This window comes from Luteipulveratus flavus (assembly GCF_029439465.1).
Lineage (GTDB): Bacteria > Actinomycetota > Actinomycetes > Actinomycetales > Dermatophilaceae > Luteipulveratus > Luteipulveratus flavus.
This window is the reverse complement of sequence record NZ_JAROAV010000057.1, coordinates 56,015-68,671: the sequence shown is the minus strand read 5'-3', so window position 1 is coordinate 68,671 and position 12,657 is coordinate 56,015. Positions and strand designations below refer to the sequence as shown.

Sequence of the window (12,657 nt, the reverse complement as noted above, 5' to 3'; positions counted from 1 at the left end):
CGTCCCATCTCCAGGAGGATCGTGGTGCAGGACGCGCTCGGTGACGAGGTGGGGGAGCGGCTGCCCGGCGGCAACGTCGGAGGAGCCTGGCGCGTGGGCGACACCGTACGGCGCACGACCGGGCCGTGGTCGCCGGCGGTCCACGCCATGCTGCGGCACCTCGAGCGCGCCGGGCTGCGCTGCGCGCCTCGCTTCCTGGGGATCGACGCACTGGGCCGCGAGGCCCTGACCTACCTGCCGGGCCAGGTCGTCGACGTCGACTCCGAGCAGCTGACCGACGCGCAGCTGACGGACCTCGCCGCCTGGACGCGCGAGCTGCACGTCGCGCTGGTGGGCTTCGACCATCCGGGGCCGTGGCGCTTTCCGGGCCCGAAGGCGCCGATCACGCTGGGGCACAACGACATTGCTCCGTACAACGTGTGCTTCGACGGGGACCGGCTCACGGGGGTCTTCGACTGGGACCTCGCCGGGCCGACCACGCCGCTGCTGGAGCTCGGGCATCTCGCGTGGAACGGCGTGCCGCTCTACCGGGAGCGCCCGGACGACGAGGTCGTCCGTCGGCTGCGCCTGATCGCCGGCGCGTACGGGGGCGTCGACGCGCGCGAAGTGCTGCACGCCTGCCTGGAGCGCACCCGGCTCGCGATCGACGGCATCACGGCCGCGGTGGCCGCCGGTGACCCCGGCATGAACAACCTGGCCGCGACCACCGGCGAGCCCGAGCCGACCCGACGCCGGCGGGCCGCGCTGCAGCGACGGGTGCCGCGACTGCTGCGGCTGCTCGATGAGAGCGTCTGAGAGGATCGGCCGGTGGACACGTGGCTGGTGGTGGGGCTCGGCAACCCCGGGACGACGTACGCGGGCAACCGGCACAACGTGGGCGCGATGGTGGTCGACGAGATGGCGCGGGCGGCCGGGGCGAACCTGCGGACGCACAAGTCCCGCGCGCGGGCTGCCGAGCTGCGGCTCGGCACGCTGCCGGGCGGTGCGCCCGGGCCGAAGGCCGTCGTCGCCGTACCCCTGACGTACATGAACGAGTCGGGTGGCCCGGTGGCCGGTCTAATGCAGTTCTTCAAGGTGCCCGCCGAGCGCCTGATCGTCGTGCACGACGAGCTGGACATCGACTTCGCCCGGTTGCGGCTCAAGCGAGGCGGCGGCGAGGGCGGCCACAACGGTCTGCGGTCGATCAGCCGCTCCGTCGGCACCAAGGACTACCTGCGGGTGCGCGTCGGCATCGGTCGTCCGCCCGGCCGGATGGACCCGGCCGCCTACGTGCTGAAGGACTTCTCACCGGCCGAGCGCAAGGAGCTGGACTTCCTGCTGGCCGACGCCGCGGACGCCGTCGAGCAGCTGGTCCACCTGGGACTGACCGCCGCGCAGAACGCCGTTCACGCTCGCTGACCCCTTCGTCAAGAGCCGTACGAAATCCTCACCGAATACCGAATCTTCTAAGTATCACTCGCCGCCCCTGCGGCTCCCTTTAGGATGCAGGGGTTCTCTTCTGTGCCGGGGGCTACGGCGTACGGGAGAACAGGGGATTCACCGCTGAGTACGTGCTGCGCCATGCCTGCTGGCCGGTCTGGCACTGCGGTTCTTTCGGGTTGGGAGACCTTCCGAAAGTGCATGCAAGCGCGTGGGCAGCAGGAATAATCTGTGCCAGGTCTTGACCAAATCTTTACTTGGGCTTGGCTTAGTAATGACTTTCCGAGGGGGCTGTCATGGGGGCGACGGGACACCAGGCCACTGGGGTCGTGCGGGGTGGGGGACGGACACGCGGCGAGCGCGCGTCGTCGGCACGGCAGGCGATCTCATGACCGATCTCGCCGACGTCGGCCCCGGCTCGGTCCGCCCGCTGGGTCCCGGGACGACGCCGCGACTCCGGCTGGCTCCGCAGCCCGCCCAGGAGACGCTGCCCACCGGTCCGGTCGCACCCGACGTCCCGCTGCGGCGTCGCCGGTGGGTCCGCGGCTACATCCGCTGGGCCGTCGGGCTGGACGTCCTCGCCGGGGTGCTGGGCTCCCTGCTCGCGCTGGGCGTCCGGCTCGGCGGTGGCCCGTTCAGCGACCGCTACTTCGAGTACGCGGAGATCACGACCCGGTACATCGCGCTGTCGGTCATCACGCCCGCGCTCTGGGTCGCCGCGATCTGGTGGGGCGGCGGGTACCAGCGCCGCCGGCTCGGGTCGGGCGCCGACGAGTTCCGGGCCCTCATCCGGGCCGACGTGGCGCTGCTGGCGCTGATCGGCTTCCTCTCGTACGCCACCAAGAGCGAGATCGCCCGCTGGTACGTCCTCATCGAGATCCCGAGCGTGGCGTTGCTCAGCCTGCTGCTGCGCTACCGGCTGCGCCGCTGGTTGCACCGGGAGCGCGAGCAGGGTCGTTGCCTGGAGCGCACCGTCGTCGTCGGGCGGCTGGACGGGGCCGCGGACCTGATCGAGCAGATCGGGCGGTCGCGCGAGCTCGGCATGGAGGTCGTCGCGGTCTGCGCGGCGGGCCTGCAGGAGACCGACGACGGCGTGACGATGATCTCGGGCGTCCCGGTGATGCGCTACCCCGAGGAGGCCATCGCCGCCGTGGACCTGGTCAACGCCGAGGTCGTCGCGGTGTCGGGTCACCCGGACCTCACCGGCCATGAGCTGCGGCGCTTCGCCTGGGCGCTGGAGGAACGCGACGTCGACCTGATCGTCTCGCCGGGCATCCTCGAGGTCGCCGGCTCCCGCCTCACGATCCGACCGTCGGTGGGCCTGTCGCTGCTGCACATCGAACGGCCCGAGATGTCCGGCGTCCGTCGGGCCGCCAAGAACACCCTCGACCGGGTGATCACGCTGCTGGCGATCCTGGTCGCGGCACCTCTGCTGCTGCTGATCGCGCTGGCCGTGTGCCTCGACTCCCGCGGGCCGGTGCTGTTCCGGCAGACGCGGGTCGGCGAGCGCGGCGAGGAGTTCACCATGCTGAAGTTCCGCACCATGGTGCGGGACGCGGACCGCCTCCAGGTCGACCTGACGGGCGGGCTCGACGTGAACAAGCGGCTGTTCAAGCTGCAGCGCGACCCGCGCGTGACCCGCGTCGGGCGCATCCTGCGCCGCTACTCCCTGGACGAGCTGCCGCAGCTGGCCAACGTCCTGCAGGGCCGGATGTCGCTGGTCGGTCCCCGGCCGAGCCTTCCCGCCGAGGTCGCCGACTACGAGCAGGACGAGACGCGGCGGCTGCGGGTCCGCCCGGGGCTGACCGGGCTGTGGCAGGTCAGCGGCCGTTCGGACCTGTCGTGGGAGGAGTCGCTGCGGCTCGATTTGTGGTACGTCGACAACTGGTCGCCCGTGCTCGATCTGCAGATCATGGCCCGGACCGCGCGAGCGGTCGTCAAGGGGCGAGGAGCGTACTGATGCGCGTCGCCCTCGGCCACGACTACCTCACCCAGCGCGGCGGGGCCGAGCGCGTCGTCCAGGTGATGGCGCACGCGTACCCCGATGCGCCCGTGTACACGACCCTGTACGACCCGGACGGTACGTTCCCCGAGGTCGGCTCGCTCGACGTGCGCCCCAGTCGGCTCAACGGCATCAGCGCGCTCCGACGCCACCACCGGCTGGCGATGCCCGTGCTCGCCCCGGTCGTCTCCCGGATGAAGATCGACGCGGAGGTGCTCCTGGTCAGCTCGAGCGGCTGGGCCCACGGCATGCAGAGCACCGGCCGCAAGATCGTCTACTGCCACGCGCCGGCCCGCTGGCTCTACCAGCGGGACCGCTACCTGGGCGCGCCGGAGAAGCAGGCGAGCGGTCTCGGCGCGCACCTGCGACGCGACCTCGCCGCCGGTGCGCTCGCCGTCCTCGGCTCGGGGCTGCGGCGCTGGGACCGCGAAGCCGCTCACAGCGCGGACCGGTACCTGGTCAACTCCACCGTGGTCCGCGAGGCGGTGCGGACCGCGTACGGCATCGAGGCCGACGTCCTGCCGCCGCCGCCGGCGCTGCTGCCCGCCGGCGAGGAGTCGCCCGTCGCCGGCATCGAGCCCGGGTTCGTGCTGTGCGTCGCCCGGTTGCTGCCGTACAAGAACGTGGACGTGGTGCTGGCCGCCGTCGAGCAGGTGCCGGGCGTTCGGCTGGTGGTCGTGGGGGAGGGGCCGGAGCGGGCCGCGCTCACGGACCGCGCGGCCCGGTCCGGCCGGGTGCACATCGCGGGCCGCGTCACCGACGCCGAGCTGCGCTGGCTCTACCGCAGCTGTGCTGCGCTGGCGACCGCGTCGTACGAGGACTACGGCCTGGCGCCGTTGGAGGCTGCGGCATTCGGCCGCCCTGCCTGCACGCTGCGCGACGGTGGCTTCCTGGACACCGTCGTGGACGGGCGGACCGGCGTCTTCTTCGACCGTCCCGAGCCCGACTCCGTGGCCGCCGGTCTGGAGCGTCTGCTCGCTAGCGTGTGGGACGCGGACATGATCCGCGACCACGCCCGGAGCTTCTCGGCCGAGCGGTTCATCGGGAGGATTCGGGATGTCGTCGGTCAGGAGCACGCGCTCTCCGGCTGATCGCGTGTGGACCCTGCGGTCCGGGCGGCTGCCGGCGGCCGTGCTGCTCCTCGTCGCGTTCGTCCTGCTCTACGCCGTCCTGGTACGCACGCGCGTCGGGCAGCGCGCCGACGAGGACATCTACACCTCGGCCGCCCTCGGCCGGGATCACCTGCTGGGCCTGGCCGGTCGGTTGCACGACCTGGTGCGTGTGCTCGCCGTGGCGGCGGTGGCCGCGGGGCTGATCGTGGCGGTGCGTGGGCAGCGTGCCGCGGGGGTGCGCGCGGTCGCCGTCGTGGGCCTCTCCGGCGTGTCCGCAGAAGCGTTGAAGCACCTGGTGCTCGGACGCCCGGACCTCGCGCCCACCTCCCTGCCGGTCGGCGCGAGCTATCCGAGCGCGCGCGTGGCGGTCGGCGCCGCCGCCGTCCTGGCGCTGCTCTCGCTCGCGCCGGCAGCCCGTCGCGGACTGTCCGCGGCGCTCGCCGTGGTGGTCGTCGTGCTCGTCGCGTACGCGCCGGTCGTGAGCTTCGCGCACCGCCCGAGCGACGTGGTGGGCGCCGTTCTGCTCGCTGGGTTCTGGGCGGTCCTGGTCGGTGCCGCCACTCCGACGGCGGGGAACGCGCTGCTGCCGAGCGGCGTCCTCGTGAGCGTCCTGCTGCCCGGCGTCGTGGCGTGGGCACGCCCTCCCGCCGAACTTGCTTACGCAGCCGGACTGCTGGCCGTGCTCAGCGCGACCGTCGCCGTCGTCGCGGCGACTGTGTCGCCACGCGATCCCACACCCCGCTCACCGCAGCCGCCATACCCGCAGCGGTGAATCGGGTGCTCGCGCTGGTCCAGGCCACCTCCGCGGCCGCCCCGGCGCTGTCGGGGTCGTCGAGGGCCGCGCGCATCGCATGAGCCAGGGCCGCCGGGTCGCTCGGAGGCACGAGCCAGCCGAGCTCTGTGCGGTGCGACCGCCCGGGCGCCAGAGCGGGGACCACCACCGACGTCGGATCGAGGATCTCGCCGACACCACCGCCCAGGGTCGCGATGACCGGAACCTTCGCCGCCATCGCCTCGACGACGACCTGCCCGAAGGGTTCAGGCGTGGGCGAGGCGTGCACGAGAAGGTCGAGCTCTCGCAGCGCGCTCTGAGGATCGTCCACCCAGCCCACTCGTTCGACGCGGGCGTCCAGGTCGAGCGCGCGGATGAGATCTGTCAGGTCCTCGTCGTAGCCGTGCTCGTTGAACAACGGCGCGCCGATGAGGCGGAAGTGCACCTGCGGATAGTCGCGGGCGAGAGCGGCCACCGCGCGGACGAACTCGTGCTGTCCCTTCGTGGGGCTGATCCGGCCGAGCATGCCCACCACGGGCGCCCGTCCCCCGGACGGCGCCGGGCGCGCCACGTCGAACGCGTGCGGCTCCAGCCCCGGGTAGGCGATGGTGATCCGCTGGGCCGGGCGCCGGGGGTCGGCGGCGAGAGTCCTGGCCGTCGCCGCGGAGTTGACGACGATCTCGGCCGGGTCGTGGGCCGCGAGGAACCGCAGGGTGGCGACGACGGGCACCGGCAGGTAGTCGGAGGAGATCCGGTCGTGCACGTGCCAGACGAGAGGACGACGCGCGAGGTGTGCGGCGACCGTCCCGAGCGCGTACGCCTTCAGCGTGTTCGCGTGGACCACGTCGACGTCGAGCCGCCTCAGCGTGCGGGCCAGCCCGAGGGCGTACGAGATCGACGTCACGGCCCGGCCCACCGAGGCCAACGGGGCTCGGACGACGTCGTGGCGTCCCGCGGTCGCGACATCCGCGCTCAGCGCGTGGACCTCGACCCGGACCCCCTGCGCGCGCAGGCGGGTGACCAAGGGGCCGTCACTGAAGCAGACCACCACCACGTCGAACCGGTCGGTGTCGATCGCGGTCAGCATGCGCGTCAGGGAGAGCTCGCACCCGCCGAGCGCAGCGGTGTGCCCGAGGACCGCGACCCGAGTCCGGGCCATCAGGTCCTCAGACCGTTGCGCCGGCGCGCGGCGGCATCCGGCGCCCCACTCACCCGCACCAGCCGAAGGCGGTCCCGGCCCCCTCCCGATCTGCCGGACAGCGGCGTGCGACCCACTGCGCTCCACGGGCGGCGCTGGCGGCGCTCCCACCGGGCGATCTCCTGCTCCCACTGGTAGGCGCGGGCGTGGCCCGACGAGCGTGACTTGGCCCGCATCTCCGGCACGCTGCGCACCCAGCTGTAGTGCATGACGGCCTCGTCCTCGCCGATCACCCGATGCACCGGTGACCGGCGTCCCTGTGCGGGATCGGTGTTCGTCGCGCGGAAGTCGACCCGGAAGGTCGGCGACGCGGTCTGCCGGCAGTGCACCATCGGCGTCCCGGACCGCACGGCGAGCGGACCGGGGTACGCGGCGGCGACCCCCCAGAACCGGCGCGACTGCTCGAGGTAGAGGTCGTCCCGCACGTGCTGGTAGAGCAGCCGGGAGGGGTAGTCCAGCGCGTCGAACCCGCGGACGTCGGCGTCGCACAGGCTGCCCAGGAAGGCCGCGGGCGAGGTCATGACCTCGTCGGTGTCGAGCTGGAGCACCCAGTCGGCGCCGTCCCCGGCGAGCGCGGCGGCGGCCAGGCGCTGGTGCGTCTCGTTCTCCAAGGGCTCGTGGTCGAGCCGGGCGAAGTGCCCCGGCGCCTCGACCATCTTGCGGTCGACGTCCAGCGCGCGGATGCGCTGCAGGGACTCCTCCACCCGGATCGGCGCACCGGTCCAGGAGACGCCGTTCCCGTCGTACGACACCACGATCCGGTCGACGAGGTCGTAGTAGGACCCGATGCTCTCCTCGACCCAGGCCGGATCCGCAGCGAGGACGTAGGCGTTGAGGCGCACGGTCAGGGCTCCGTGCGCTGTGCCCGTCGGGCCGCGACCAGTCCCGCGCCCGTGCCGCCCAGGACGGTCAGCGCCCGGGACCCACCGCCGACGCCGGCGCGCAGCAGGGCGACCGGCGAGCGTCGTCGCGCGGCCTCCCGTGCCGGACCGACCAGCTCGCGGGCTGCCTCTCGGGCACTGAGCTGGAGGTACTCACGCAGCATCGCGCTGCGCGGCCCGCGTGTGCGACTGAGCAGGACGACGTGGTTGCGGTGGCCGAAGTAGAGGTAGCGCCGGTCGAAGCGCTTGCCCTTGGCGTACGGACCGGCGACGTGCCGCACGACCGCGCGCGGCGTGTAGACGAGCCGATGGCCGGCCGCCGTGACGCGCAGCGCGATATCGGTCTCCTCGCGCAGGCAGGTGCCCGGGTAGTGGTCGGCGATGCCGCCGATGTCCTCCAGCACCTGGCGACGGAAGGACATGTTGGCGCCGAGCAGGTGGTCGACTTCGATGTCGCGTCCGGGGTCGGCGGCGAAGTGGCCGGTGAGCGTGCCGTTCGGGAGCAGCATCCCGATCTGACCGCGACCCTCCGACTCCTCGCCCGCGATGCCGTTCAGCGCCCGGCCACCCACCCCTCCGACCTGCGGATCGGCATACGGCAGAAGCAGGTTGGCCAACCAGTCCTCGGCGGCGTACGCGTCGTCGTCGACCATCGCGAGGATGTCGCCGTGCGCGGCGGTCAGACCGATGGCGCGCGACGTGGCGGTGCTGCCGGCACCGAACGGGTTGCGGAGGTACTCCACCTCGGGGAACTCCCGCGCGATGATCTCGTACGTCGTCTCCTCGGGCGAGGCGTCCACCACGACGACCTGGTCGGGTGCCTGCGTCTGATGCCGCAGGTGCGTCAGACACTGGCGGACGTGATCGGGGCGGTTGTAGGTCACGACCAGCGCCGTCACCGTCAGCTCACGCCCCCCGCGTGAGGTGTCGTTCATGGGCCAAGGATAGGGCGAGTGCGTGGTCTCGCGCCGGGCTTCACCGGCTCTGCGGTAGCAGGCGAGAGGCATACAGCCGCTCGTACGCCGCCACGGTGTCGTCCCAGGTCAGATGCTGTACGCGGGCCCGTCCGCACGCGCCCATGCCGGCCGCGCGCGCGGGGTCGCTCAGCAGGTCGCGGAGTGCGGCGGCCAGCGCCGCCGTGTCCGTCGGGTCCACGAGGAGGCCGTCCTGTCCCGGGGTCACGATGCCCGCCGGTCCGCCTCGATCGGTCGCCACGACGGGGACACCGGCGCGCCACGCCTCCAGGATCACGATGCCGAAGGACTCGACCCGGCTCGGCAGGGCGAGCACGCTCGCGTGCTCCATCGCCGCGGCCACCTCGTCGCGGGCCAGGCGGCCGAGCAGATGGACGCGGTGCCCGACGCCCAGCTCGGCCGCGCGTGCGCGCAGAGCAGGTGAGGCCGGGCCATCGCCGCCGATCACCAGGTCGGCGCCCACGTGCGGGGCGATCCGGGCGTAGGCCTCCAGCAGCAGATCGAAGCCCTTGTTGTGGACGGCACGGCCGAGGGCGAGGACGTAGCGGTCGGCCGGGGGCCGCCAGGTGGGGCTCGGTGGCTCGCCGTGCAGGTCGACGCCGTTGGGCACGACGGTGCCTGCCCCGGCGGGTAGGCCCATGGTGTCGCGTAGCCCGTCGAGCGCGAACTCCGAGCATCCGGTCACGGTGGCGTTGCGCATCGCCGAGCGCAGACCGGCGCGCAGCGTCCACGAGTGGGAGAAGGCGTTGAAGTCGTCGGCGACCAGCTCGCCGTGCGTGCTCAGGACGAGTGGCAGGCGTCGGCGCCGAGCGAGCCGGTCGGCGTACACCCCGTTGGGCCCGAAGCACTGCACGTGGAGCAGGTCCGGCCGGAAGCGCGCGGCCGCATCGGTCCAGGCGCGCCAGGCGGCCGGCAGGGCCTGGGCGAACCGCGCCGCCGCAGCCGGTCGTGCACTCGGAAGAGGGCAGGGCAGTCGTCGTACGGCGATCCCGTCCACCTCGTCCGTCGCAGCATCGTCCCGCACCCGGACGGTCCAGACCTCGACGTGGTGACCGCAGTCGGCGAGGCCCAGCGCGACCTGCCTGGTGTGCTCCTCGACGCCCCCGGTGTCGGGATGGAATGCGCTCGGGACCAGGGCGATACGGCTGCTCTTCACGCGCTGCCCACGAGCGATGTGTACAGCCGGGCGTGTGCTCGCACGCTGCGCGCCCAGGTGTACTCCGCGGCCCGGCGGGCGCCGCGTCGGACGAGCTCGACGGGACGGTCGTCCAGGACCGCGAGGAGTGCCTCGGCCAACGATCGCCCGTCCGGCTCGCACAGCACCGCGGCGTCCGCACAGACCTCCGGAAGGCTGCTGCGAGAGGCCGCGACGACCGGGGTGCCGGCGGCCATGGCCTCCAGGGCGGGAAAGCCGAACCCCTCGTACAGGGAGGGCACCACGACGGCCTCCGCGGACGCCATCAGGCGCGGCACCAGACCCTCCTCGACCCGGCCGAGCATCCTCACCGAGGGCTGGTCCCCGAACAGACCGGTGCGGCGGGAGTGCGGTGGACCGGTCATCACCAGGCGGACGTCCGGACGCTTGGCCGTGACCACCGACCACGCGGCCGCCAGGCCATGGAGGTTCTTGCGCAGCGTGGCGCCCTGCGCGTGCAGCACGAACGGGCCCTGGACCCCCAGAGCGGCACGCTCGTCCGGGTCGAGCGGCGCCGCGGAGAAGAACTCCTGACCGACGCCGTTCGGGATGACCACGGGCTCGATGCCGAACAGCCGCGCAACATCCTCCGCGGTGTGCTGCGACGGGCAGATGACCGCGGCCGCCGCCCGGACCTCGCGGTGCACCGACCGGGGTGGCATGCCCTCGTCGGGGAAACGCCAGGCGACCACGTCGTGCAGCGTCAGCACCTCGGGACCTCCGGTGGGCGGGCAGCCGAGGTCCATCCGGTGCACGAGGTCCGCACGGGGCGCGGTGGCCCGGCCGTAGGCAGCGCGGAGCCACGGCCGGTCGCCACTCAGCACCGCACCGGGGACGCGGACGTCGCCGGCCAGCGGTGAACGCAACGTGCGGCCCACCCGCCGACGGACCTCCCAGGGGTCCCCGAGCTCGGCGGGGAGACCGGCGGCGACCTGGTCGTCGTACACCTGCAGACCCATCGGGTGCGATGTCGCCAGTGTGTGCAGGACGAGACGGTGCCGGTCGGGCATCTCAGATCACGTCCGCGAACTCGCGCTCGAGCTGCTCGAACACCAGCACCCCGAGCAGGAAGGCGCCCACGGACGCGGCCACCGACCCGCCGATCTGCCACCACGGCGGCATGGGCTGGCCCAGCAAGGACCAGCGCACGCACTGCAGCAGCCACGACAACGGGTTGACCTGGTAGAAGATCTCGTACTTCGCGGGAACGGCCGAGAGCGCGTACGCGATCGGGCTGATGTAGAGCAGCGCCTGCAAGGCGAACGGAAGGATGTAGCCGACGTCGCGGTAGCGGACCATCAGGGCCGACGCGGCCACGCCGAGCCCGGCCCCGAGCAGCATCAGCATGAGCAGCCAGACCGGCGCGGTCAGCACCGCCCAGCCCGGGTTGATGCCGTAGGCGAACAGGAGACCTACGGCCATGACCAGCGACACGGCGAGGTCGACCACGACCGAGCACGCGGTGGACAACGGCACGAGGACGCGGGGGAAGAACACCTTCGAGACCAGCGCGGAGTTCGCGACCAGCGAAGGAGCGGCCCGGGTGGCGACGCCGTTGAAGACGTTCCACGCCGTCATGCCGACGAAGCTGAAGACGAAGTACGGGACGCCGCCGCTGTCGAGGTTCGCGACCTTCCCGAAGACGAGGGTGAAGATGCCCGCGGTCAGGGCCGGTTGCAGCACGACCCAGATCACGCCGAGGAACGTCTGCCGGTAGCGCAGCGTGATGTCACGCAGGCCGAACCGCCACAGCACCTCGCGCGCCTCCCACAGGGTGCGCGGCGCCGGCAGCCGGAACCGGCCGGGCGCAGAGATGACGATGCGACGGGCCTCAGCTGTCGTAGACGAAGTCACCGAAGACCACTCCCTTCTCGGACCCGTCGGCGCTCGCCGCGTCGGGGTAGGGCAGCACGGGCAGGACGGTGAACGTGCACGACCCCTCCCAGGCGTCGAGGATGCCGGTCTTGCACAGGTACAGATCGACGGTGTAGCGGCCCGGTTTGAGCCAGGGTGCTCGCAGCGTGAGGCGGCCGCGGACCTCCTCACCCGGGTCGAACCAGCGCCCGACCAGACGGGAGTCGCACTGGGCGATCACGACGCCGTCCTCGTTGTTGACGTGAGCCGAGACGAAGTACTGCCCGATGGAGGACGCGCTGCCCGGGATCGCGAACTCGATCACCTTGTCGTCGTCCGGGCGGTAGACCTCCTTGCTCGGCTGGGCCGAGGCGAACCGCAGCTCGCCGGTGCCCGGGCGGCGACCGGCGTCCAGCTGCTGCTGCGCGGCCTGTGCGAACGAGGAGGTGTAGAGCTCGATCGCCCGGTCGACGCTGCCCATCTCGACCAGGCGACCGGCCTCGAGGTACATCGCCGAGGAGCACAGGGCCTTGACCGTCTGGATCTGGTGGCTGACGTACAGCACCGTGCGGCCGTCACGCGCGACGTCGCGCATCTTGGCGATGCACTTGTTCTGGAACTCGACGTCGCCCACGGCGAGCACCTCGTCGATGGCCAGGATCTCCGTCTCGAGATGGGCGGCCACGGCGAAGGCGAGCCGGATGTACATGCCCGAGGAGTAGCGCTTGACCTGGGTCTCGAGGAACTTCTCGACCCCGGAGAACTCGACGATCTCGTCGAACCGGCGCTGGATCTCCTTGCGCCGCATCCCGAGCAGCGTGCCGTTCAGGTAGATGTTCTCGCGGCCGGTCAGCTCGGGATGGAAACCGGTGCCGATCTCCAGCAGGCTGCCGACCCGCCCGCCGAGCTCGATCCGCCCGCCCGAGGGTGCCGTGATGCGGGTCAGGATCTTCAGCAGCGTCGACTTGCCGGCGCCGTTGCGCCCGACGATCCCGACGGCCGAGCCCCACGGGATGTCGAAGGTGACGTCCTCGAGCGCATGCATGACGTCGTACGACTGGCGCTGCAGCGGGTGCCGGGCCCGCCGCAGGACGGCCTCCGCCGCGGTCGCGGGACGATCACCGGCGCGAGCGATCCGGTACGTCTTGGACAGGTTGCGCACCGACACGGCCGGCGCTCCGGTCGCCGGAGCCGTCGGCTCGGGGGGCGAGCCGACGCGACGGCTCGTGCCCGCACGAGAGGTGCTCATC

12 protein-coding genes are annotated in these 12,657 nt (G+C 72.4%); 5 read left to right on the top strand and 7 right to left on the bottom strand.

Translation table 11 applies throughout. From position 1 onward, the window contains the following. The first annotated feature begins 21 nt into the window (after positions 1-21). The 5 genes from P4R38_RS19825 to P4R38_RS19805 all read left to right on the top strand — a co-directional run bounded on the left by P4R38_RS19825 (position 22) and on the right by P4R38_RS19805 (position 5,305). Positions 22-795, top strand: a complete 774-nt coding sequence (locus tag P4R38_RS19825; protein WP_277193716.1) for a phosphotransferase — start codon at positions 22-24, stop codon at positions 793-795. Between the two features lie 12 nt (positions 796-807). Then, on the top strand, positions 808-1,398 hold the full coding sequence (gene pth / locus P4R38_RS19820; protein ID WP_275236727.1) for an aminoacyl-tRNA hydrolase: 591 nt from the start codon (positions 808-810) through the stop codon (positions 1,396-1,398). A gap of 409 nt (positions 1,399-1,807) precedes the next feature. Beyond that, the gene (locus P4R38_RS19815; protein ID WP_277193714.1) at positions 1,808-3,379 is read left to right on the top strand and encodes a sugar transferase; all 1,572 of its coding nucleotides are present in this window, start codon (positions 1,808-1,810) and stop codon (positions 3,377-3,379) included. Next, entirely contained in the window at positions 3,379-4,512 is a 1,134-nt protein-coding gene (locus P4R38_RS19810) for a glycosyltransferase (RefSeq protein ID WP_277193713.1), read from the top strand. Before P4R38_RS19815 ends, P4R38_RS19810 begins: the two co-directional genes overlap by 1 nt. Before the next feature lie 4 nt (positions 4,513-4,516). Then, the gene (locus tag P4R38_RS19805) at positions 4,517-5,305 is read left to right on the top strand and encodes a phosphatase PAP2 family protein (RefSeq protein ID WP_277193712.1); all 789 of its coding nucleotides are present in this window, start codon (positions 4,517-4,519) and stop codon (positions 5,303-5,305) included. Here P4R38_RS19805 and P4R38_RS19800 read toward each other — a convergent pair. From P4R38_RS19800 to P4R38_RS19770, 7 genes are read right to left on the bottom strand one after another with little or no spacing between them, the layout of a single operon-like run. Beyond that, positions 5,217-6,464, bottom strand: a complete 1,248-nt coding sequence (locus P4R38_RS19800; protein ID WP_277193711.1) for a glycosyltransferase — start codon at positions 6,462-6,464, stop codon at positions 5,217-5,219. The genes P4R38_RS19805 and P4R38_RS19800 overlap by 89 nt on opposite strands. Beyond that, complete coding sequence (locus tag P4R38_RS19795; RefSeq protein ID WP_277193710.1) at positions 6,464-7,345, bottom strand: hypothetical protein; 882 nt, start codon at positions 7,343-7,345, stop codon at positions 6,464-6,466. The genes P4R38_RS19800 and P4R38_RS19795 overlap by 1 nt, the downstream gene beginning before the upstream one ends. A 2-nt stretch (positions 7,346-7,347) precedes the next feature. Continuing rightward, positions 7,348-8,319, bottom strand: coding sequence for a glycosyltransferase family 2 protein (locus P4R38_RS19790; protein ID WP_277193709.1), 972 nt, complete (start codon positions 8,317-8,319; stop codon positions 7,348-7,350). A 40-nt stretch (positions 8,320-8,359) separates the two neighbouring features. Further along, the gene (locus P4R38_RS19785; protein WP_277193708.1) at positions 8,360-9,514 is read right to left on the bottom strand and encodes a glycosyltransferase family 4 protein; all 1,155 of its coding nucleotides are present in this window, start codon (positions 9,512-9,514) and stop codon (positions 8,360-8,362) included. After that, the gene (locus tag P4R38_RS19780) at positions 9,511-10,563 is read right to left on the bottom strand and encodes a glycosyltransferase family 4 protein (protein ID WP_277193707.1); all 1,053 of its coding nucleotides are present in this window, start codon (positions 10,561-10,563) and stop codon (positions 9,511-9,513) included. The genes P4R38_RS19785 and P4R38_RS19780 overlap by 4 nt, the downstream gene beginning before the upstream one ends. A 1-nt stretch (position 10,564) precedes the next feature. Continuing rightward, positions 10,565-11,407 (bottom strand): ABC transporter permease, encoded by an 843-nt coding sequence (locus tag P4R38_RS19775; protein ID WP_275236737.1) that lies wholly within the window; start codon positions 11,405-11,407, stop codon positions 10,565-10,567. Next, positions 11,385-12,656 (bottom strand): ABC transporter ATP-binding protein, encoded by a 1,272-nt coding sequence (locus tag P4R38_RS19770; RefSeq protein ID WP_275236738.1) that lies wholly within the window; start codon positions 12,654-12,656, stop codon positions 11,385-11,387. The genes P4R38_RS19775 and P4R38_RS19770 overlap by 23 nt, the downstream gene beginning before the upstream one ends. Position 12,657: the final 1 nt, after the last annotated feature.